Source organism: Staphylococcus cohnii subsp. cohnii (assembly GCF_002902365.1).
Lineage (GTDB): Bacteria > Bacillota > Bacilli > Staphylococcales > Staphylococcaceae > Staphylococcus > Staphylococcus cohnii.
On record NZ_PPQC01000058.1, the window covers coordinates 26016 to 47588 of the forward strand.

A 21573-nucleotide genomic window follows, 5' to 3' on the forward strand; every position below is an offset into this window, starting at 1 on the left:
ATAACTAATCATAAAAAGGAGATGAACATATGCCAATAATTTATTACGATGGTAATTGTGTATACTGTTATAATTACGCAATTTGGCTTATACAAAATGGGTTGTCTAGTCGCTACCAATTTGCAAAACTTCAAGGTGCTACAGCTCAAAGTATGTTTGCCAATTATCCTGAAACACAACAACACGATAGTGTTATTTTGCAAGAAGGAGATCAATTTAAATATAAATCAGATGCAATAGCATCACTGATTTCATCCTTAACAAATTATAAATGGATTGGATTATTATTATATTTAACGCCTAAATTTCTGAGAGATTTTGGTTATCAACTTTTTGCGGATAATAGAAACAGAATGTGGAAAACACATTGGCACAAACCTAATGATTATGAGCAATCATTTTTTATTGACTGAATGAATAGATGGAGGAAAAGAATATGGGAAACATAATTGTGATTGGTAGCGCATCAATCGATCTAGTGGTGAAAACAGATATTTTACCTAATGTAGGAGAAACTGTAATGGGTGAATCATTTTTTACAAATCCTGGAGGTAAAGGTGCTAACCAAGCTGTTGCGGCTGCGCGTTTAAGTGATCATGTTTATATGATTGGAGCTGTAGGCGATGATGATAATGGCCAACAAATACTTTCAAATCTTAACAACAACAATGTAAATACAGCGTATATGGATGTTATTGAAAATGAAGCGTCTGGAACTGCACATATAACCCTATTTGATGATGATAATCGTATTATTGTAGTGCCGGCAGCAAATAATTATGTAACGCCAGATAAAGTAATTCCAAAACTTGATTTTTTTGAAGCTGGCGATATTATTGTAATGCAACATGAAATACCGGAAGAGACCATAAAAGAAGTAGTGGATTATGCACAAAAACATAAAATGAGAGTAATGTTAAATCCTGCACCATTTCGTTCATTAGACAAAGAAATTATTGAAAAAGTTAATTGGCTGACACCAAATGAATCAGAAAGTGAATTATTATTTGAACATAAGGTCGATCAAGCTTTAATGATGTATCCTAAAAAATTAATTGTAACTAAAGGCGCTTCGGGGGCATTGTTTTACAGTGATTCTCAACAACTTGTAAAAGGTTATAAAAAACAAGTAGTTGATACTACAGGCGCTGGAGATACATTTAATGGTGCATTAGCAGTTGCACTAATTGAAAATAAATCATTAGAAGAAGCAGTTAATTTTGCCAATTTAGCTGCTAGTTTTTCAGTTACAGGATTAGGCGCTCAAGGTGCGATGCCATACAGAAAAGAGCTAGATTAAATCGTGTGATTCAGGGTATAATGTAAGTAGATAATTAAGCTGCATTCTAAATTATAATAATTTTAATTTAGGAGAGAAAACCGCTTTACAGATTATAATTATTATAATATAATAATTATTGTAATAGAAAATCGATTGTCGCTTAATTATGACAATTATTCAAAGGAGAGATTTTTGATATGTCAAAAAATAATGAAGAAGTTGTAAAAGTATTAAATCAGCAAGTAGCAAACTGGACAGTTGCATTCACCAAATTACACAATTTTCATTGGTATGTAAAAGGGCCAAATTTCTTCTCACTACACACAAAATTTGAAGAATTATATGATGAAGCAAGTCAATATATAGATGATTTAGCAGAACGTATTTTAGCAGTAGGTGGTAATCCAGTTGGAACATTGAAAGAAAGTTTAGAGTTATCAATTATAGATGAAGCTGGCAAAGGTTATACTGCTGAACAGATGGTTGAAGCGTTATCAGTAGATTTTGATAATGTTTCTAAACAATTAGGTGAAGCAATTGAAGTAGCTTCTAAAGCTGAAGATGATGTAACAGAAGATATGTTTATCGGTATGCAAACAAATATTGACAAACATAATTGGATGTTAAAATCTTATTTAGGAAAATAAAAATATAGATAGACAAACAGTTTTTATGAATAAAAGAATAAAAGACAGAAATCAAATGATAAAATCATTTGATTTCTGTCTTTTTTGTGATAAAACTATAAGAACATAATAGCTACATACTTCATACATAAACATTATAAAATTTTGTGTTCAGCAATTTCAGTTAAATCGTATAAAAAAACAGCTTGGGATTATAATTTTTAATCTAAAGTTGTTTTATTTTTGTAGGTAAGCTAAACATGTTCAAATGTTATTCAGCAATTTCTAAAGCAATTTCCATCATTTGAGTAAATGAGTTTTGACGTTCTTCTGCAGTAGTTGCTTCATCACGTAGAATATGATCACTTACTGTGAAAACACCTAATGCTTTTTTATTAGCATAAGTTGCATTTAAGTATAAAGCAGCTGATTCCATTTCAATACCTAAGATGCCCATACGTTGCCATTTTTCGTTAAATGTTGGATCAGCATTATAAAATGTATCTGAAGAAAGAATATTACCAACATGTGTAGTAGCACCAATTTCATCTGCCTTTTGTTTCGCTTTTAACATTAAATCAAAATCAGCTAAAGGTGCATAATGTCCAGGAATATTATATTGTTCTACATAACTAGAGTTCGTAGAAGCACCTTGAGCAATTATGATGTCATATAAGTTAACATTTTCTTGCAAAGCGCCACATGAACCAATTCGTATGATTGTGTCGACATTGAAAAAATTATAAAGTTCATATGAATAAATACCAATACTTGGAATACCCATACCAGAACCCATTACAGAAACTTCTTTTCCTTTGTAAGTACCTGTATAACCAAACATGTTTCTAACTTCATTAAATTGTTTTACATCTTCCAAATAATTATCAGCAATATATTTTGCTCTCAAGGGATCACCAGGCATTAAAACAATTTTAGCAATTTTAACTCCATTAGGTTGAATATGTGGTGTAGATTTTGTCATAGACTTCTTCTCCTTTAAATTCTTTTATCAAAATAAAGATAACATTTGTTTATTATTTTTGCGAATTTTTGTAATATAGAGGTAAAGCACTTGTTGTGTTGTTATTAATTTTTTAGAATAATAATGACTTTCAAGAATGAGAATAATTTCAGACAGATAATATTTTAGGAGGAATTAGAATGAATTATGCAAAATATATAGATCACACTTTACTAAAACCGGAGTCTACAAGAGACCAAGTCGATAAAATTCTTGATGAGGCAATTGAGTACCACTTTAAATCAGTGTGTATTAACCCAACGCACGTAAAATACGCAGCAGATAAATTACAAGACACTGATGTGTTAGTATGTACTGTAATTGGTTTCCCATTAGGTGCTACAAATACTGAAGTGAAAGTGTTTGAAGTTGAAGATGCTATTAAAAATGGTGCATCAGAAGTAGATATGGTTATCAATATTGGTGCCTTAAAAGATGAACGTTATGACGAAGTTCAAAAAGACATTGAAGGTGTTGTAGCAGCAGCAAACGGTAAGACAGTGAAAGTAATTATTGAAACTTGCCTTTTAACTGATGATGAAAAAGTAAAAGCTTGTGAGTTAAGTAAAGCAGCAGGCGCAGACTTTGTGAAAACATCAACTGGATTTGCCGGTGGTGGAGCTACGCCTGAGGATGTTAAGTTAATGAAAGATACAGTTGGAGATGCTTTAGAAGTTAAGGCTTCAGGTGGTGTCAGAAACTTAGAAGATTTCAACAAAATGCTAGAAGCTGGTGCGACTCGAATTGGCGCTAGTGCAGGTGTACAAATCATTCAAGGATTAGAAAGTAATTCAGATTATTAATCACTATCTTTAAGTTTAAAATGAGACATATAAAGACATAAATGTCTAACAGGGGAGGCCAACTCAAATGAGAATGGTAGATATTATTGAAAAGAAACGTGATGGTCAAGCTTTAACAAATGAAGAAATAGAATTCTTTATTAATGCTTATACCAGTGGTGAAATACCAGATTATCAAGCGTCGAGTTTAGCGATGGCAATTTTTTTCCAAGATATGAATGATCAAGAAAGAGCAGCACTTACAATGGCAATGGTTAATTCAGGTGACGTGATTGATTTATCAGCGATTAATGGGATTAAAGTTGATAAACATTCTACAGGTGGTGTTGGTGATACAACTACACTAGTATTAGCTCCATTAGTAGCTTCTGTTGGTGTTCCTGTGGCTAAGATGAGTGGTAGAGGATTAGGTCATACGGGTGGCACAATTGATAAATTAGAATCAGTTAAAGGGTTTCACGTTGAAATTAGTGAAGATAAATTTGTTGAACTTGTAAATGAAGCAAAAGTAGCTGTAATAGGACAAACTGGGAATTTAACACCAGCAGATAAAAAGCTTTATGGCTTACGTGATGTGACTGGAACAGTTAATTCAATACCACTAATCGCATCTTCTATTATGAGTAAAAAAATTGCTGCTGGCGCTGATGCCATAGTATTGGATGTAAAAACTGGTAACGGTGCCTTTATGAAAACAATCGAAGATGCTGAAGCACTCGCACATGCGATGGTAAGTATTGGAAATAATGTCGGCCGAAACACGATGGCAATTATTTCAGACATGAGTCAACCATTAGGAAATGCAATAGGTAATGCTTTAGAAGTTAAAGAAGCGATTGAAACATTGAAAGGTCAAGGTCCAAAAGATTTAACTGAGCTAGTAATGACTTTAGGTTCGCAAATGGTAGTAGTTGGTGGTAAAGCTAAAGATTTAAATGAGGCTCAAGCATTATTAGAAAAAGCTATTCAAGATGGTTCGGCACTAGAAAGTTTCCGTACATTTTTAGAAAATCAAGATGGCGATGGCTCTGTCGTTGATGATGTCAGTAAACTACCACAAGCACGCTATCAAATTGATTTGCTTTCGCAAAAATCGGGTACTGTAACTGAAATTATAGCCAATGAAATCGGTGTTGCATCTATGATCTTAGGTGCAGGAAGACAAACTAAAGAAGACGATATTGATTTAAGTGTAGGTATTGTCTTACACAAAAAAGTAGGAGATTCAGTTGATGAAGGCGAAGCTTTATTAACGATTCATAGTAACCGTGAGCAAATTGATGATGTTAAGGAAAAATTAAATCAAAGTATTGCGATTACTTCACATGGTGAAGTTCCTACGTTGATTCATAAAATAATTACTGAATAGGAGATGGAATGATGACGATACCATTTAAGAGGGTACATTTAATTGTCATGGATTCAGTGGGTATAGGCGAAGGACCTGACGCAAAAGCCTTTAATGATGAAGGCAGTCACACTTTGAAGCATACGCTCGAAGATTTTGATAAATCATTACCTAATTTACAAAGCTTAGGTCTAGGTAATATTGCCACTTTACCTAACGTTAAAAAAGTGTCTAAACCTGACGCGTTTTATACTAAGATGAGTGAAGCTTCTGTAGGTAAGGATACAATGACGGGTCATTGGGAAATTATGGGATTAAATATTATGCAACCTTTTAAAGTTTATCCTGATGGCTTTCCACAAGAACTAATTAGTGAAATTGAAACAATGACAGGTCGTAAAGTAGTGGCAAATAGACCTGCTTCTGGCACACAAATTATTGATGAGTGGGGCGAACATCAGATGAAAACTGGAGACCTGATCGTCTATACATCAGCAGATCCAGTGCTTCAAATTGCGGCACATGAAGATATTATTCCACTTGAAGAATTGTATGATATTTGTGAAAAAGTAAGAGAATTAACAAAAGATCCAAAATATTTAATTGGACGAATCATTGCGCGACCATATGTCGGTGAACCAGGTGCTTTTACAAGAACTTCTAATCGACATGATTATGCGTTAAAACCATTTGGACGTACAGTGATGAATGAGTTAAAAGATAATCAATTTGATGTGATTGCTTTAGGAAAAATCAATGATATTTATGATGGTGAAGGTGTTACTGAAGCAATTCGAACTAAAAATAATATGGATGGTATGGATAAACTAATAGAAACTGTACAACGTGACTTTAAGGGTTTAAGTTTCTTGAATTTAGTGGATTTTGATGCACTGTATGGACATAGACGTGATAAAAACGGTTATGCTGAAGCATTAAAAGATTTTGACGAGCGTTTACCCGAACTGATCAAACATCTAAAGGATGATGACTTAGTCATCATTACTGCAGATCACGGTAATGACCCAACGGCACCAGGGACTGATCATACAAGAGAATATATCCCGGTCCTTATGTTTAATCCTAAAATCAATGATTATCATGAGCTATCTATGGATGATACCTTTAGTTCTATAGGTGCTACTATTGCAGATAATTTTGGTGTTAAATTACCTGAATTTGGTCGTAGCTATTTGAAAGAAATGGGTGTCGATAAATGAAACGATTATTAAGCTTAATTTTAGGTTGCGGTTTCATGATTATTGGTGTCTTACATTTTAAACATGAGTCGCGCTTTAGAAAAATTGTGCCTGATTATTTACCGTTTAGAAAATCGGCTATTATCATTTCTGGAATTATTGAAATGATTTTTGGAATACTTTTAATAGTGAAAAGACCAAGTTCATGTCTAAAGAAAATGATTAATTTATTTTTATTAGCTGTATTACCAGCAAATATTTATATGGCTAGGAAAAAATTGCCACTAGGTGACAAACAACTACCAGAAAGTTTGTTGTTCGGTAGAATTCCACTACAATTTGTTTTGATAAAAGTTGTGAATAAATTATAGATTAAACAATCACTCGTTTTGTGATCGGTTTATAAATTATAAAGCGATAAGGGTTTAAACTGTTACGCTGTTTTATATATCATGGTTACGATATAAATTTGAAGGTACTAGACTTATATGAAAATATCTGTTTTATAAAGTACAGTGATTATAGTAATGTTGGAACATATGAACAATCGGTAAAATAATACAGGTTGGAGACCGCATGTTCATTTGTTACCACAATTGATTCCTGACGAACATGTATGTTGAAAAATGGAAACATTAAAAAGGCTGAGACAAATTAATTGTCTCAGCCTTTTATCTTGACCTTTTTAAATAAATTCAATTTTGATATCTTACTTTATAATGGTAATTAGATATTATTTATTTTCACCATAAATATCATGCCATTGCTCTCTTTTATCTAAAAATGCCTGTGCAATTTCTTTTGCACCTTCTAATGAATGGCTAGCAGCCCAACCACATTGTACTTCATTACATGCAGGAACTTCTGTAGCGGATAATACATCTTGAAGTGTTTTTTCAATGATATTTAATACATCATCATAATCACTGTGATTTATAAAAGATACATAAAATCCAGTTTGACAACCCATTGGACTGATATCAACCACTTTATCCGAATGATTTCTAATGTTTTCAGCCATTAAGTGTTCTAATGAATGTAAACCAGGCATCTCCATATGTTCTTTATTGGGTTGTTTGAAACGAATGTCATATTTATGGATAACATCTCCATTAGCACCTTCCATTTTACCTGCAAGTCGAACAAATGGTGCTACTACTTTGGTATGATCTAAATTAAAACTTTCAACGTTCATTTTTGGCATGTGATGTCCTCCTAAAATAATAATTATCATAATTGTAACAAGACATAGTGGCATTTACAATTTCTATAAATTTTAGAAAATACAAGTAATTATCGTTTTTTAAAATTTCAGAAAAATAATGACAGAATTAACCAAAACGGATAGAATAAATAATAATCAAAATGTATTTTGCACGTTTATTATTGAACATACATTTTTATAACTTCAATAATAATACGTGTGAAATATTGTAATACAAGGGAGTTGTATTGAAAATGACACATGAACAAATCATATTGGATTATATAGAAAATGAAAAATTATCATACATAGAGATGAGCCACCTTATCCATCAAAGACCTGAATTAGGCAATGAAGAAATATTTGCTTCAAGAACGTTAATTGAAGATTTGGAAAAGCATGATTTTGAAGTTGAAACTAACATTGCAGGTTATGCTACAGGTTTCATTGCACGTTATGATTCAGAAATCGATGGTCCAACCATTGGATTTTTAGCAGAATATGATGCTTTACCAGGTCTAGGGCACGCTTGCGGTCATAATATTATAGGTACGGCAAGTACATTTGCTGGTATAGCTTTGAAGCAAGTGATTGAACAAACAGGTGGAAAAGTAGTAATACTTGGTTGTCCAGCCGAAGAGGGCGGTGTCAATGGTAGTGCAAAAGCTGCATATGTAAAAGAAGGTATTGTAGATGAAATAGATGTTGCTTTAATGGTTCATCCAGGTAATGAAACTTATAAAACAATTAATACATTAGCGGTAGATGTTTTAGACATTAAATTTTATGGTAAAAGTACGCATGCTTCTGAAAATGCTGAAGAAGCAAGAAATGCTTTAGATGCAATGATTGCGTATTTTAATGGTGTAGCTCAGTTAAGACAACATATCAAAAAGAGTCAAAAGGTTCATGGCGTTATATTAGACGGTGGAAAAGCTGCTAATATTATTCCAGACTATACTCATGCGCGTTTTTATACACGTGCAACATCACGTAAAGAATTAGATATATTAACTGATAGGGTAGGGCAAATTGCAAAAGGTGCTGCAATTCAAACAGGTTGCGACTTTGAATTTGGCCCTATACAAAATGGCGTCAATGAATTTATTAAGACACCTAAATTAGATGACTTATTTGCAAAATATGCGACGAAAATGGGAGAAGCGGTCATAGATGATGATTTTGGTTTTGGTTCGACAGATACGGGTAATGTAAGTCACGTTGTGCCAACGATTCATCCTCATATTAAAATAGGTTCTAGGAATTTAGTAGGGCATACGCATCGCTTTCGTGAAGCAGCAGGAAGTGCTCATGGAGATCAAGCTCTAATAAGAGGTGCTAAAATCCTTGCATTAACGGGATTGGAATTAATAGAAAATCAAACAGAATTAAATGAAATAATTGAACAGCACCACTATATAAAGGGGAACAAAAAATGAAAAAACTAAGTACTCAACGCCCTAAATTAACACTTAGTGATTTATACAATGATGATGTCGTATATAGTTCTAGACCATCTTATATATCAAATCCATGGTTAGAACCAGAAGAACATCAATCTAATTTCTTGACTGGTAGAGAATTAATTATTGCTGATCAAATGCCGGTTATTGTTCATAAAGCAAGCGCCACAAAGAAATTAGAAATATTATTGGAAACGATTGGCAAGCCAATGCCCACAAATATTTACACTTTTGACAACCAAGCTTCTTACGAACAAACAATAAGAAAACTCGCTGAACAAGATAATAAACGTATTTATTTTCAATATATTCATAGTGAATCTATTTTAGAAAAAGAATATTACGCTATGGATAAAGATATCTTTGTTGCTTTAAATAATAAAGCACGTATTCCAGAATGGACTAATCAAAAGTATTTACCAGCACGTGAAGTGGTAAAAATAGAAGATTTCGAAAATGCAATTGCAGATTGGAAATTCCCTTTTGTCTTGAAGCCAGGTGATGATTTACCAACTGCAGGTGGCTATGGTGTGATGATTTGTTATGACGAAGCAGATTTAATTAAAGCAAAATCACGGATTGAACAAGCAAGAGCAGAAACTGATACAATTATTATTGAACAAAAAATTCAAGAAACATCTAATTATTGTGTGCAATTTGCATGTGAAAAGGACGGGGAAATTCACTATATTGGCACATCAGAGCAAATTACAGACAAATATGGCCATTATAGTGGCAATCAAAATGTACAAGATGTGCCAGAATCAGTCATTTAAGCTGGCAAAGAAATTATGGAAATAGGTGTTGCCAAAGGTTATTTTGGAATCGCAGGTTTTGACTTACTATTAGATAAACATGGTGATATATTTGCGATTGATTTGAACTTTAGACAAAATGGTTCGACAAGTATGCTTTTATTAGATCCATTAATGCAATCTGGATATCAAAAGTTTTATAGTTATATTGCACCTAACGATAATGAGCATTTCTTTCAGACAATTATAAAATATGTGAACATGGGTTGCTTATTTCCACTATCATATTATGATGGTGATTGGTATAAAAATGAAAGCGTGCCTTCGAGATTTGCATGTATTTGGCATGGACAATCACAAGAACATATAGAAAAGTTAGAACGACAATTTTTAGAAGAATTAAAAATATAATCAGAAATATAGTAAAATTTCATTTAATAGTATTTGATAACTTAAGTTTATTGTTGAGATATATTAAAATTTTAATATTTATTGTATAACGTTAATTGACTATAGTAATATACTCATTTATATTTTAAATATAGTTAAATATTTTAATGAATTGAAGGTGTAATTATGTCTTATAAAGCAAGTTCATTTTTTCAAGATATTCTAGTCAATGAATATTTTTATATAGCAACAAAGTCAAAACAATTAATTAGACATGAAATTTTAGAGAAGGACGTCATTTGTGTTTGGACTCAAAAAGAAACAGCTGAAACTTTCTTAAATAAACATGACACCGATTATGATAAGCTTAAAAAAATCGATATTGATCGTTTTGTAACTTATGAAATGGATGATATGTTTGCACAAGGTGAAGAAGTGTTGATGAATGCGTCATCTCAGACAGATGGTGATTTAGTCAATATTATTGATTTTACAAATGAATTAATGTCAGATTTAGATGAAATTCGTCTCAAAGAATTTATAATAGATGTGGCGAAAGAAGACGCTGTGTTCGGTTTAACTAATAAAAATGAAAAACAATTTATCATGATTAGTGATGACGAACATCAAAAGCCACATATTATGCCGGTGTGGAGTATTAGAAATAGAGCAGAAAAAGTAAGAAATGAAGACTTTGAAGAATGCGATATCATTGAAATAGAAGGTGAAGTCTTCGCAGAATGGTTAGATATTTTAAGAGATGATGATAAAGCAGTAGCGATCGATTTGAAATCAGGTGTTGTAGGTACTGTAGTCTCAGCTCAAAAAGTAATAGATCAATTACCGTTTTAAAGTAAATGAAGATGTGAACTAATGGAAGTAGTTATTTTGAAGGAATATTCATCATCAAATGAAATAACTGTTTCCATTTTTTTTTACCATGACATAATTATAGAAACTTTAATTCTTTATACTTATGTCATGGTAATTTTTATTGTAAATGTATTGCACCTAATGCGCCGGAAAAGGCACCGTGTTCAATATAAAATGGCTTGAAACCACGTAATATCGTATAATCTTTAACAACTTCTTTAAGTAAATGATTATTATGGAAAGATGAACCAATATAAGCCACGTTTTCAGTACCGTATTCTCTCGCTACTGTAATAGCCATCGTAGTAATGACTTCCCCCACGACACCAATCAATGAAGCTAATTTGTCAGAATCTGAAAAATCTTTGTCTAAATTATGCAACACATGACCGAAATTAGCTGCAGTTAAATCACCTGAAATCGGAGGTTCACTATCTTTATAGATATGTTTTACTTTCAAATCAATAAATTCTCGCTCACCTTTTTGGGCAGTATCTGTCAATTGTTTGTAGTCTTTTAATCCAGTTAATAAATAGCCAAGGCCTTGTATCATACCGCCACCTGCTCCTACACCACCAACACGTTGTTGCTTTTCGCCATTTGAATAATGCAGTGATGTTCCGGTTCCAACATTAGTAAAAATGTAATTATCTAAATGATGACCTTGTTCTTCTAACAAGAGTTCTAAACCTTTTGCAGCAGCATCAAACTCTACAAAAATACGTGATTCACATTTTAACTTATTTTGAATTGTTCCAGCTTGACCACCTGTTAAGCTAATACTTTCACATGATTGTTGCCCTAACCAATCAATGACTTCATTAATTTCAGTAGTTAATTTTGTAGTATACTGTCGATTGCCATTATCCTCCTGAACAATTTTTATAAGTGTTCCGCCGGCATCAATGCCTATTTTCATTTGTGTACCTCCTAAAAAATTTACATTATAACTTATATTATAATAAAATGAGGGAAAATCAACTATAGAAAATTTGAAAGGGATGGTTTTAATGAATTTAAGTCCGTTTATTAAAGTAGATGATGTAGAACAGGCACTTGCATATTATAAAAATGCGTTTGGTGGTAATGAAAAAATATTAAATGAGACAAACGGGAAAACTTTACATGCGGAGCTTCATGTTAATGAAACAGTTGTATTACATATTTCCAGTACATATGGACGTGAATGGAGCAATGACAATACGAACATTATTTTAACTTTCGATGATTTGGCTACTCAAAAACAAGTGTATGATAAATTAAGTGAAGCAGGAGAACCGCATATGCCTCTGTCTAAAACATTTTTTAATGCGATGCATGGACAAGTGAAAGATCAGTTTGAAGTCAATTGGCTCATGAATTGTTTCTTAGACTAATAAGATAAAATGTTCAAATTTCGATTATATTAATGCAAAAGTGGTATTAATAACTAATAAAAGTTAAACACAATAGGGGATATAATATGTTTATTAAAGAAACGTTTGAAAATATTACAATACAAGTTTTTGAAGAAAAATATAAATCAGCTGTTTGTCATTTTAAATTAAGTGAGCGCCAACAGATATATTCTTCATTGCCAAAAGATGTGCTTAGTGATGCGTTGAAGGATAACGACCGTGTAGCTAATATTGCTTTGAATGATGAAGGAGAAGTAGTAAGTTTTTTTGTCTTACATCAATATTATCAACATGAAGGCTACGATACACCTAAACAAGTTATATATGTTCGTTCTTTATCTGTAAACGAAGATTTTCAAGGGTTTGGGTATGGTACAAAAATGATGATGTATTTGCCACAATATGTTCAAAAGCTATTTCCAAACTTTAATCATTTATACTTAGTTGTAGATGCGGAAAATAAAGGTGCATGGAATGTATATGAACGTGCAGGTTTTATGCATGCTGCCACAAAAGAAGAAGGCCCGATTGGCAAAGAACGTCTATATTATTTAGATTTAGATTCTAAACATGTATCTTCTTTAAAGCTAACAGCAAATGGAGATACATCACCTTATGATGTGCATATTATTGATATGATGAAAGACGATAATAAGGTAGGTTTTATAGCAATTGAGCAACATGAACAGCGTATGAATATTAATTCAATTGAAGTTGATAAAGCAGAGAGACATAACGGTATAGCGGAAAGTGCATTGAGACAATTACCTACATATATTCGAAAACATTTTGAAAGTATAAAACTAATAACGATTACACTTTATGGGGAAAATAATGAATTAAAACCACTATGTATAAACAGTAATTTTGTTGAAATTGAAAAGGCAGAAGATTTTTCTGTTTTTGAAAAATATATTAATTATTAATAGTGTTTGCGAAATCAGGGATTGTCATTTATAATTTACTTTTGTTATTATTACTTAAGATGAATAGTACTGATTTGGATAAATGCATAAATGCCTCTGAAAGGAAGAATAAATAATGAGAATTCAAGATTACACTAAAGAAATGGTTGACGAAAAATCATTTATTGATATGGCCTACACATTATTACTTGAAAAAGGCGATACAATGAACTTATATGATATTATTGACGAATTTAAAGCTTTAGGTCATTACGAAGACCACGAAATTGAAAATAGAATTGTTCAATTCTATACAGACTTAAACACAGATGGTCGTTTCCTAAATGTTGGAGAAAACATATGGGGCTTACGTGATTGGTATTCAGTTGCCGATATTGAAGAAAAAATAGCACCAACTATCCAAAAATTCGACATTTTAGACGATGACGATGAAGAAGATAAAACATTAAAATTACTTGGTGAAGATGAGGCAGACGACGATGATGACATCCCAGCAGTCACTGATGACCAAGAGACAATCGAAGAACCTGATGAAGAAGAAGTTGACGAAGAGATTCCTGAAAATGAAATCGTTATTGATGAAGACGATGACGAAGATGAAGATTTAGAAGAAGACGAAGATGAATATGATGAAGAGGAAGAAGACGAAGAAAATTAATCAATAATCTATCAATATTCATTTGACTTTTTCTGCGAAAATGATAAAATTTTATTCGGGCTCCTTTAATTAGGACGACGTGTATAAATATTATACGCTCCCCCTTGCAAATGCTGTGAGAGGGAGCGATTTTTTTATTTGAATTACTATACAAATTTTATAAATTTTAATTTATGACGTTATTTATAGTGAATATAATGATATTTAAAAATTATAAAGCTTTGACGTTTAGATAAATTATAACCATTTCAATGATTAATGAAACATGCCATAAATTTTTGTTGGTATTGTGAGAATGACTGTTTTAATAATAGGAGGCAGAAAATGACAAAGTTTATTTTTGTAACTGGTGGAGTTGTATCTTCATTAGGTAAAGGTATCACAGCAGCATCTTTAGGACGTTTATTAAAAGATAGAGGATTAAAAGTTACAATACAAAAATTTGATCCATATTTAAATGTTGATCCAGGTACAATGAGTCCATACCAACATGGTGAAGTATTTGTTACTGATGATGGTGCGGAAACAGATCTAGACTTAGGACATTATGAAAGGTTTATTGATATTAATTTAAATAAATATTCAAATGTTACAGCTGGTAAAGTCTATTCACATGTTTTGAAAAAAGAACGTCGTGGTGATTATCTTGGTGGTACGGTCCAAGTAATCCCTCATATTACAAATGAAATTAAAGAACGTTTACTGTTAGCGGGAGAAAGTACAAATGCTGATGTAGTTATTACTGAAATTGGTGGTACTACTGGTGATATTGAATCATTACCATTTATTGAAGCGATTAGACAAATTCGTAGTGATTTAGGGCGTGAAAATGTCATGTATGTACATTGTACACTTTTACCATTTATAAAAGCTGCCGGTGAAATGAAAACAAAACCAACGCAACATAGTGTTAAAGAATTACGTGGGTTAGGTATTCAACCTGACTTAATCGTAGTACGTACAGAATATGAATTAACGCAAGATTTAAAAGATAAAATTGCTTTGTTCTGTGATATTAACAAAGAAAGTGTAATTGAATGTCGCGATGCCGATTCACTCTATGAAATTCCTTTACAATTAAGTAAACAGGATATGGATGATATCGTAATTAGACGCTTAGAACTTAACGCTAAGTACGATACTCAATTAGATGAATGGCAATATTTATTGGACACAGTCAATAGTTTAGATGGCAAAATAACTATTGGTTTAGTTGGTAAGTATGTCAGTCTTCAAGATGCGTATTTATCAGTTGTTGAATCATTAAAACATGCAGGTTATCCATTTAAAAAAGATATTGAAGTTAAATGGATAGATTCTAGTGAAGTAACTGATGAGAATGTACACGATATACTTAATGATGTTGATGGCATTTTAGTTCCTGGTGGATTTGGATTCAGAGCAAGTGAAGGAAAAATTTCCGCTATCAAATACGCGAGAGAAAATAATGTACCATATTTCGGCATCTGCTTAGGTATGCAACTTGCTACAGTAGAGTTTGCTAGAAATGTACTTGGCTTTGAAAATGCACACTCTGCAGAATTAAATCCTTCAACACCACATCCGATTATTGACCTATTGCCTGAACAAAAAGACATTGAAGATTTAGGTGGTACGTTAAGACTAGGTTTATATCCATGCCATATTAAAGAAGGAACTTTAGCGCATAAAATTTATGGCGAAGTAGATATAGAAGAAAGACATCGTCACCGTTATGAGTTCAATAATGAATATAGAGACCAATTAGAAGAAAAAGGCATGATATTCTCTGGAACTAGTCCAGATGGTAGACTAATCGAAATGGTAGAAATTCCTGAAAATGATTTCTTTGTCGCATGTCAATTCCATCCAGAATTCCTATCTAGACCTAATAGACCGCAACCTATATTTAAAGCGTTTATAGAAGCGTCATTAAAACACCAACAAACTAAGTAAATATGGTTGTAAAAAGGCTGAAACGATAACATACGTTTCAGCCTTTTTAAGTAAGATTGTCTATTAAATTTGATGAAATGTTAAAGATTTAAATCTCTAACCATTTCAACCATTTGTGTATATATATCATAATAAATATAGTTAAATGCAATAGGATGTGGTATAACAATTTTATCGTAATCTTCCGTATAGACAATAGGTCTAGGCGTATTTAAATTAACAAAATGAAATAAATGATCCTGAAAGGTTTCTGTCTTTGGTTTATTACAAATTAAGACAAAATCTACATCGTTTGCAATTAATGCGTTAACGTCTTTTTCTACTTCCTCGGTATAATAAGGAGAAAAGAGCAGCACTCTATCTGTTGTATCAATATCTTCGAATGTATTGAGTGAGCGTAGCGCTATACTAGATTCTAATTTTTCATTACTGTTTAATATATAGCTTTCAAAAAAATTCAAATCTCCATAACCTTTAACAAATACATTACCTTCACCGCCAATTGCTTGAATTAAGCATTGAGCTGCCATTTGAATATCTAAAGCTTGTGCTTCTATTCGATTAAAAACACCATTTAATTGTGTGTTCAAAATTTTAGACATATATGTACCTCCGTTCTATCCACTCAACTTATTGTAAATAATGGTAGTAAATATTGCAATTTTATATAAAAACATGAAAATTAAAGACTGATTTAAAAGTAATAAATTAAAAAAATAAATTAAAAACGCTTACAATTGAACAGAAGAATGCAAATTGCTTGGGATTTTGATATAATTAAATTGTAAAAATATGTGCTTAATGCACTAAGGAGGAACTTTCATGCCTTTAGTTTCAATGAAAGAAATGTTAATCGATGCAAAAGAAAATGGTTATGCAGTTGGCCAATACAACTTAAATAACTTAGAATTTACACAAGCGATATTGGAAGCTTCACAAGAAGAAAATGCTCCAGTTATTTTAGGAGTTTCTGAAGGTGCAGCACGTTATATGGGTGGATTCTATACAGTAGTTAAAATGGTAGAAGGATTAATGCATGATAAAGAAATTACGATTCCAGTTGCAATCCACTTAGATCATGGTTCAAGTTTTGATAAATGTAAAGAAGCTATTGATGCTGGTTTCACTTCAGTTATGATTGATGCTTCTCATGAATCATTTGAAGATAACATAGCAATTACATCAAAAGTAGTTGAATATGCTCACGAACATGGTGTATCAGTAGAAGCTGAATTAGGTACAGTTGGTGGACAAGAAGACGATGTTGTTGCTGAAGGTGTTATTTACGCAGATCCTAAAGAATGTCAAGAGCTTGTAGAAAAAACAGGTATTGATACATTAGCACCAGCATTAGGTTCAGTTCATGGACCGTATAAAGGTGAACCGAAATTAGGATTTAAAGAAATGGAAGAGATTGGTGCTTCAACAGGTTTACCATTAGTATTACATGGTGGAACTGGTATCCCAACTAAAGACATTCAAAAAGCGATTCCATTTGGAACTGCAAAAATCAATGTTAATACAGAAAACCAAATTGCTTCTGCTAAAGCAGTACGTGAAGCTTTAGACAAGGATCAAGAAATGTATGATCCTCGTAAATATTTAGGACCAGCACGCGAAGCAATTAAAACAACGGTAATTGGTAAAATTAAAGAGTTTGGTACATCAAATAGAGCTAAATAATCAGCTTATAATAAAAAGTTAGTTTTTTAAAACAATCTTGATGATTAAACTGATAAGGCTGCGACAATTTTTAATGTCGCAGTCTTATTTTTTTATGTTATAATCTATGAGCATTAAAATTAAGTAAATTGAAAAAATTAATATAATTTTTAAACAGAAATAAGACAAATAGGATTTGAATCCTATTAAATCGGGAATAAATATATCATTATAGTATACATAAAAGTGAAGCAATACATAATTTAAAATTAAAAAGGTTTTGTTTCATTGGTGTGTTTTGCAAACTGTATTTTTTTACTTTATAATGCAAATAATGTAACTAAATTGAAATACTGATTGAAAGGCAAAGGAGATCAAGCGAATGGCTCAAGAAGTAATAAAAATTAGAGGCGGTCAAACACTAAAAGGTGAAGTTAATAATCATGGTGCAAAAAATAGTGCTGTAGCAATTATTCCAGCAACAATTTTAGCGGAAGATAAAGTTACAATAGAAGGGTTGCCACAAATCTCAGATGTTGAAACGCTTGTGAGTTTATTAGGTGATTTGAACATTAAGGCAAACTTAGAAGGTATGACTCTTGAAGTTGATCCAAATGAAATTGAAAATGCGCCGTTACCTAATAACAAAGTAGAATCATTACGTGCATCATACTATATGATGGGAGCAATGTTAGGTAGATTTAAAAAATGCGTGATTGGTTTACCTGGCGGTTGTCCATTAGGTCCACGACCGATTGATCAACATATCAAAGGTTTTAAAGCATTAGGTGCGCATATTGATGAATCCAGTGAAACATCTATGAAAATTGAAGCTGATCGTTTAATAGGAGCTAATATATTTTTAGATATTGTTAGTGTAGGTGCTACGATTAATATTATGTTGGCAGCAGTTCGAGCTGAAGGGCAAACTGTAATTGAAAACGCAGCGAAAGAACCTGAAGTTGTTGATGTAGCAAACTTTTTAACAAGTTTAGGAGCTAATATTAAAGGTGCTGGTACGAGTACTATTAAAATAAAAGGTGTTGAGCATCTTCATGGATCACATCACCAGGTGATTCCAGATAGAATTGAAGCAGGAACATATATGTGTATTGCAGCAGCTTGTGGTGAAGATATTGTGATTAATAATATTATTCCTACTCATGTTGAGCCATTAACTGTTAAGTTGAAAGAGCTTGGTGTAGATATCAATGTTAGTGATGATAGTGCAACAATTAAGAGGAGTGCACCATATGCTAGTGTAGACATCAAAACATTAGTATATCCTGGTTTCGCCACAGATTTACAACAACCTATTACGCCGTTATTATTTATGGCTGATGGCGTGTCTTTTGTGACTGAAACAATTTATCCTGCTAGATTCAAGCACGTAGAAGAACTTAAAAAAATGGGTGCTAATATTACATCAGATAATGGTACTGCTACTATCAAGCCATCCAAATTAACTGGTGCAGAAGTATATGCGAGTGACTTACGTGCAGGTGCTTGTCTTATTGTAGCTGGTTTATTGGCTGAAGGTGTTACTACAATCTACAATGTAAAGCATATTTATCGTGGTTATACTAACATTGTTAAAACACTAAAATCACTTGGTGCAGACATTTGGACTGAAAAAATATAAAACATGTGGTATAATAATTATACTGAATGAATAAAACATAATTATAGTTTATGCAGTGGGAAATATAATTGATATGAGGTGATGACCATGGAGGTTTGCCCTTATCTAGAAGAGACCTTTAAAATAGTAGGCAGAAGTTGGAATGGTCTTATCATTAATTACTTGTCTAGATGCACAGAAAAATCTGCTCATTTTTCTGATATGAAGCGTGATTTGAAAACAATTACGCCTCGTGCACTTAGCATAAAATTAACAGACCTAAATGAATGGGGGCTTGTAGAGAAAAAGATTATTTCTACTAGTCCGATGAACATTTTATACCAACTTACAGATAAAGGTGATGCCTTGGCAACGGCATTGGTTCCTATGGAAAAATGGGCTCAAGAATATATCGAATTAGAAGGCTAAAGATTTTAGCTATCTAATTTGATATTCTACGTAATATTGGTAGATAAATGTTGCGTTGAGGTTATTTTTAACATACTTAGGTTAGCTATAAAGAAATCTTTAATTAAAGATTTCTTTATAGCTTTTTTATTTATTGTTGAGTCATCTTTTTGCAATAATTAAAAATGACTTAGGTGATTGACATATCGTATTATGCTTAATAATTAATAAGATGATAAGTGAAATTTTTAAGCTATAAGTGTTATTTCATGTCGTTATAGCATCAGTTAATGTTATTAGAATAATGTGCAATTATTATGCGCAAAAGCCTGTAATAACAACGTTTGAAAAGATTTGATATGAGCAGATATGTTTTAAAATTAAAAATCTAGGTTAGAATGAAAATATGAATACAAATTTAAGGAGTGAATAATAGATGAGAAACTTCACTAAACAATATATCAACGGACAATGGGTAGAAAGTTCAAGCGGAGAAACACTTGATGTTATCAACCCAGCAACTGAAGAAGTAGCAGGTAAAATTGCCAAAGGTAATAAAGAAGATGTTGATAAAGCGGTAGAAGCGGCAGATAAAGTATATTTAGAATTTAGACACAGTTCTGTAGAAGAAAGAAAAGAACTCTTAGATAAAATCGTTCAAGAATATAAAAATAGAAAAGATGATATCGTTGACGCAATAACCGACGAATTAGGAGCTCCTTTAAAAGTATCTGAAAATGTCCATTACCAAATGGGATTAGATCATTTTGAAGCAGCACGAGACGCATTAGATAATTTTGAATTTGAAGAAAGACGCGGTGACGATTTAGTCGTCAAAGAAGCGATTGGTGTTGCAGGATTAATTACACCATGGAATTTTCCAACTAACCAAACTTCATTAAAATTAGCTGCAGCTTTTGCGGCAGGAAGTCCGGTCGTGTTAAAACCATCAGAAGAAACACCATTTGCAGCAATTATTTTAGCAGAAATATTTGATAAAGTTGGCGTACCTAAAGGTGTGTTCAACTTAGTAAATGGCGACGGACAAGGTGTGGGAAATCCGCTTAGCGAACATCCAAAAGTAAGAATGATGTCCTTTACTGGTTCTGGTCCAACTGGTGCGAGTATTATGAAAAAAGCAGCTGAAGATTTCAAAAAAGTATCACTAGAATTAGGAGGTAAATCTCCATATATCATTTTAAATGATGCTGATATCGATGGCGCTGCAAGTGCAGCTACTGGCAAAGTCGTTAATAACACAGGGCAAGTTTGTACTGCAGGAACAAGAACTTTAGTACCAGCAAGTATAAAAGAAGAATTCTTAACAGCTGTTAAAGAAAAATTTAGCCAAGTTAAAGTTGGCGATCCTCGTGAAGAAGGTACACAAGTAGGACCAATTATTAGCAAAAAACAATTTGATCAGGTTCAATCATATATTGATAAAGGTGTAGAAGAAGGTGCCGAATTATTATATGGTGGTCCTGGAAAACCTGAAAACTTAGAAAAAGGTTATTTTGCAAGACCAACTATTTTTAATAATGTTGAAAATGATATGACAATTGCACAAGAAGAAATTTTCGGCCCTGTAATGTCTGTAATTACGTATAATGATTTAGACGAAGCTATTGAAATTGCAAATGATACGAAATATGGCTTAGCTGGTTATGTATATGGACAAGATAAAGAAAAACTTCACAAAGTAGCGCGTTCAATTGAGGCTGGTACAGTTGAAATTAATGAAGCTGGACGTAAACCAGATTTACCATTCGGTGGTTACAAGCAATCAGGTTTAGGACGTGAATGGGGAGATTATGGTATAGAAGAATTCTTAGAAGTTAAATCTATTGCAGGATATTATAATTCATAATTTATTATAAAAACTAAGTGTGATGTTGTAATAAAAACAAACTGAGACAAAAATCTCACGCTCAAAAATGACTAATCCGTAGCCCTGATATGCTCCCTTCAAAGTAGACACTTAAAAATGTAAACTTTGAAGGGA

Annotated in this window: 21 protein-coding genes and 1 pseudogene; 18 read left to right on the forward strand and 4 right to left on the reverse strand. The window is 32.4% G+C overall.

The window, feature by feature from the left end; genetic code table 11:
* Nucleotides 1-29 precede the first annotated feature (29 nt).
* The 3 genes from CD032_RS10075 (at nucleotide 30) to CD032_RS10085 (ending at nucleotide 1929) form a co-directional block, all read left to right on the forward strand.
* Complete coding sequence (locus CD032_RS10075; protein ID WP_019467686.1) at nucleotides 30-413, forward strand: thiol-disulfide oxidoreductase DCC family protein; 384 nt, start codon at nucleotides 30-32, stop codon at nucleotides 411-413.
* Between the two features lie 23 nt (nucleotides 414-436).
* A complete protein-coding gene (gene rbsK, locus CD032_RS10080) occupies nucleotides 437-1300 on the forward strand; it encodes a ribokinase (RefSeq protein WP_019467685.1) in 864 nt (287 codons plus the stop codon).
* Between the two features lie 179 nt (nucleotides 1301-1479).
* Nucleotides 1480-1929 (forward strand): Dps family protein, encoded by a 450-nt coding sequence (locus CD032_RS10085; protein ID WP_019467684.1) that lies wholly within the window; start codon nucleotides 1480-1482, stop codon nucleotides 1927-1929.
* A gap of 250 nt (nucleotides 1930-2179) precedes the next feature.
* Here the strand turns inward: CD032_RS10085 and deoD are convergent, their stop codons facing one another.
* Nucleotides 2180-2890, reverse strand: a complete 711-nt coding sequence (gene deoD / locus CD032_RS10090; protein WP_103211463.1) for a purine-nucleoside phosphorylase — start codon at nucleotides 2888-2890, stop codon at nucleotides 2180-2182.
* A gap of 179 nt (nucleotides 2891-3069) precedes the next feature.
* On the opposite strand from deoD, the gene deoC reads away from it, so the two are divergent.
* The 4 genes from deoC (at nucleotide 3070) to CD032_RS10110 (ending at nucleotide 6650) form a co-directional block, all read left to right on the forward strand.
* Nucleotides 3070-3732: a deoxyribose-phosphate aldolase gene (gene deoC, locus CD032_RS10095; RefSeq protein WP_019468268.1), complete on the forward strand. Its 663-nt coding sequence runs from the start codon at nucleotides 3070-3072 to the stop codon at nucleotides 3730-3732.
* A gap of 67 nt (nucleotides 3733-3799) precedes the next feature.
* Complete coding sequence (locus CD032_RS10100; RefSeq protein WP_103211464.1) at nucleotides 3800-5101, forward strand: pyrimidine-nucleoside phosphorylase; 1302 nt, start codon at nucleotides 3800-3802, stop codon at nucleotides 5099-5101.
* Between the two features lie 11 nt (nucleotides 5102-5112).
* Nucleotides 5113-6300 (forward strand): phosphopentomutase, encoded by a 1188-nt coding sequence (deoB, locus tag CD032_RS10105; protein WP_103211465.1) that lies wholly within the window; start codon nucleotides 5113-5115, stop codon nucleotides 6298-6300.
* Entirely contained in the window at nucleotides 6297-6650 is a 354-nt protein-coding gene (locus CD032_RS10110) for a DoxX family protein (protein ID WP_103211466.1), read from the forward strand. The genes deoB and CD032_RS10110 overlap by 4 nt, the downstream gene beginning before the upstream one ends.
* Nucleotides 6651-7012: 362 nt before the next feature.
* On the opposite strand, the gene CD032_RS10115 is transcribed toward CD032_RS10110, so the two are convergent.
* Nucleotides 7013-7483, reverse strand: coding sequence for an S-ribosylhomocysteine lyase (locus tag CD032_RS10115; RefSeq protein WP_019468272.1), 471 nt, complete (start codon nucleotides 7481-7483; stop codon nucleotides 7013-7015).
* A 254-nt stretch (nucleotides 7484-7737) separates the two neighbouring features.
* Here CD032_RS10115 and CD032_RS10120 point away from each other — a divergent pair, with 254 nt between their 5' ends.
* The 3 genes and pseudogenes from CD032_RS10120 (at nucleotide 7738) to CD032_RS10130 (ending at nucleotide 10943) form a co-directional block, all read left to right on the forward strand.
* Nucleotides 7738-8922, forward strand: coding sequence for a M20 family metallopeptidase (locus CD032_RS10120; protein WP_019468273.1), 1185 nt, complete (start codon nucleotides 7738-7740; stop codon nucleotides 8920-8922).
* Nucleotides 8919-10112: pseudogene (gene ldmS / locus CD032_RS10125) on the forward strand (L-aspartate--L-methionine ligase LdmS). The gene CD032_RS10120 and the pseudogene ldmS overlap by 4 nt, the downstream one beginning before the upstream one ends.
* A gap of 165 nt (nucleotides 10113-10277) precedes the next feature.
* Nucleotides 10278-10943, forward strand: coding sequence for a DUF2750 domain-containing protein (locus CD032_RS10130; protein WP_019468275.1), 666 nt, complete (start codon nucleotides 10278-10280; stop codon nucleotides 10941-10943).
* A gap of 139 nt (nucleotides 10944-11082) precedes the next feature.
* Here CD032_RS10130 and coaW read toward each other — a convergent pair whose 3' ends face one another.
* Nucleotides 11083-11883 (reverse strand): type II pantothenate kinase, encoded by an 801-nt coding sequence (coaW, locus tag CD032_RS10135; RefSeq protein WP_019468276.1) that lies wholly within the window; start codon nucleotides 11881-11883, stop codon nucleotides 11083-11085.
* Nucleotides 11884-11974: 91 nt separating this feature from the next.
* On the opposite strand from coaW, the gene CD032_RS10140 reads away from it, so the two are divergent.
* From CD032_RS10140 to pyrG, 4 genes are all read left to right on the forward strand, one after another.
* Complete coding sequence (locus tag CD032_RS10140; protein ID WP_019468277.1) at nucleotides 11975-12340, forward strand: VOC family protein; 366 nt, start codon at nucleotides 11975-11977, stop codon at nucleotides 12338-12340.
* An 86-nt stretch (nucleotides 12341-12426) separates the two neighbouring features.
* Nucleotides 12427-13287 (forward strand): GNAT family N-acetyltransferase, encoded by an 861-nt coding sequence (locus CD032_RS10145; RefSeq protein ID WP_019468278.1) that lies wholly within the window; start codon nucleotides 12427-12429, stop codon nucleotides 13285-13287.
* 115 nt (nucleotides 13288-13402) lie between these two features.
* Nucleotides 13403-13945 carry a DNA-directed RNA polymerase subunit delta gene (gene rpoE, locus CD032_RS10150; RefSeq protein WP_019468279.1) on the forward strand — a complete coding sequence of 181 codons (543 nt, stop codon included), beginning with the start codon at nucleotides 13403-13405 and terminating at the stop codon, nucleotides 13943-13945.
* Between the two features lie 324 nt (nucleotides 13946-14269).
* Nucleotides 14270-15880, forward strand: a complete 1611-nt coding sequence (gene pyrG / locus CD032_RS10155; protein ID WP_019468280.1) for a CTP synthase — start codon at nucleotides 14270-14272, stop codon at nucleotides 15878-15880.
* An 80-nt stretch (nucleotides 15881-15960) separates the two neighbouring features.
* Here the strand turns inward: pyrG and CD032_RS10160 are convergent, their stop codons facing one another.
* Nucleotides 15961-16482: a DUF2529 family protein gene (locus CD032_RS10160; protein WP_103211467.1), complete on the reverse strand. Its 522-nt coding sequence runs from the start codon at nucleotides 16480-16482 to the stop codon at nucleotides 15961-15963.
* Nucleotides 16483-16702: 220 nt separating this feature from the next.
* Here CD032_RS10160 and fdaB point away from each other — a divergent pair, with 220 nt between their 5' ends.
* The 4 genes from fdaB (at nucleotide 16703) to CD032_RS10180 (ending at nucleotide 21438) form a co-directional block, all read left to right on the forward strand.
* Nucleotides 16703-17563 carry a class IIb fructose-bisphosphate aldolase FdaB gene (fdaB, locus tag CD032_RS10165; protein WP_019468282.1) on the forward strand — a complete coding sequence of 287 codons (861 nt, stop codon included), beginning with the start codon at nucleotides 16703-16705 and terminating at the stop codon, nucleotides 17561-17563.
* Nucleotides 17564-17924: 361 nt separating this feature from the next.
* Nucleotides 17925-19184 carry a UDP-N-acetylglucosamine 1-carboxyvinyltransferase gene (murA, locus tag CD032_RS10170; protein WP_040030450.1) on the forward strand — a complete coding sequence of 420 codons (1260 nt, stop codon included), beginning with the start codon at nucleotides 17925-17927 and terminating at the stop codon, nucleotides 19182-19184.
* 87 nt (nucleotides 19185-19271) lie between these two features.
* On the forward strand, nucleotides 19272-19592 hold the full coding sequence (locus tag CD032_RS10175) for a winged helix-turn-helix transcriptional regulator (RefSeq protein ID WP_019468284.1): 321 nt from the start codon (nucleotides 19272-19274) through the stop codon (nucleotides 19590-19592).
* 415 nt (nucleotides 19593-20007) lie between these two features.
* Entirely contained in the window at nucleotides 20008-21438 is a 1431-nt protein-coding gene (locus CD032_RS10180) for an aldehyde dehydrogenase family protein (protein WP_040030451.1), read from the forward strand.
* Nucleotides 21439-21573 lie beyond the last annotated feature (135 nt).

Bases quoted from the DNA above. Each gene is read 5' to 3' on its own strand.
- CD032_RS10075 (WP_019467686.1), top strand. From the start codon at position 30: ATGCCAATAATTTATTACGATGGTAATTGTGTATACTGTTATAATTAC.
- rbsK (WP_019467685.1), top strand. From the start codon at position 437: ATGGGAAACATAATTGTGATTGGTAGCGCATCAATCGATCTAGTGGTG.
- CD032_RS10085 (WP_019467684.1), top strand. From the start codon at position 1,480: ATGTCAAAAAATAATGAAGAAGTTGTAAAAGTATTAAATCAGCAAGTA.
- deoD (WP_103211463.1), bottom strand. From the start codon at position 2,890: ATGACAAAATCTACACCACATATTCAACCTAATGGAGTTAAAATTGCT.
- deoC (WP_019468268.1), top strand. From the start codon at position 3,070: ATGAATTATGCAAAATATATAGATCACACTTTACTAAAACCGGAGTCT.
- CD032_RS10100 (WP_103211464.1), top strand. From the start codon at position 3,800: ATGAGAATGGTAGATATTATTGAAAAGAAACGTGATGGTCAAGCTTTA.
- deoB (WP_103211465.1), top strand. From the start codon at position 5,113: ATGACGATACCATTTAAGAGGGTACATTTAATTGTCATGGATTCAGTG.
- CD032_RS10110 (WP_103211466.1), top strand. From the start codon at position 6,297: ATGAAACGATTATTAAGCTTAATTTTAGGTTGCGGTTTCATGATTATT.
- CD032_RS10115 (WP_019468272.1), bottom strand. From the start codon at position 7,483: ATGCCAAAAATGAACGTTGAAAGTTTTAATTTAGATCATACCAAAGTA.
- CD032_RS10120 (WP_019468273.1), top strand. From the start codon at position 7,738: ATGACACATGAACAAATCATATTGGATTATATAGAAAATGAAAAATTA.
- CD032_RS10130 (WP_019468275.1), top strand. From the start codon at position 10,278: ATGTCTTATAAAGCAAGTTCATTTTTTCAAGATATTCTAGTCAATGAA.
- coaW (WP_019468276.1), bottom strand. From the start codon at position 11,883: ATGAAAATAGGCATTGATGCCGGCGGAACACTTATAAAAATTGTTCAG.
- CD032_RS10140 (WP_019468277.1), top strand. From the start codon at position 11,975: ATGAATTTAAGTCCGTTTATTAAAGTAGATGATGTAGAACAGGCACTT.
- CD032_RS10145 (WP_019468278.1), top strand. From the start codon at position 12,427: ATGTTTATTAAAGAAACGTTTGAAAATATTACAATACAAGTTTTTGAA.
- rpoE (WP_019468279.1), top strand. From the start codon at position 13,403: ATGAGAATTCAAGATTACACTAAAGAAATGGTTGACGAAAAATCATTT.
- pyrG (WP_019468280.1), top strand. From the start codon at position 14,270: ATGACAAAGTTTATTTTTGTAACTGGTGGAGTTGTATCTTCATTAGGT.
- CD032_RS10160 (WP_103211467.1), bottom strand. From the start codon at position 16,482: ATGTCTAAAATTTTGAACACACAATTAAATGGTGTTTTTAATCGAATA.
- fdaB (WP_019468282.1), top strand. From the start codon at position 16,703: ATGCCTTTAGTTTCAATGAAAGAAATGTTAATCGATGCAAAAGAAAAT.
- murA (WP_040030450.1), top strand. From the start codon at position 17,925: ATGGCTCAAGAAGTAATAAAAATTAGAGGCGGTCAAACACTAAAAGGT.
- CD032_RS10175 (WP_019468284.1), top strand. From the start codon at position 19,272: ATGGAGGTTTGCCCTTATCTAGAAGAGACCTTTAAAATAGTAGGCAGA.
- CD032_RS10180 (WP_040030451.1), top strand. From the start codon at position 20,008: ATGAGAAACTTCACTAAACAATATATCAACGGACAATGGGTAGAAAGT.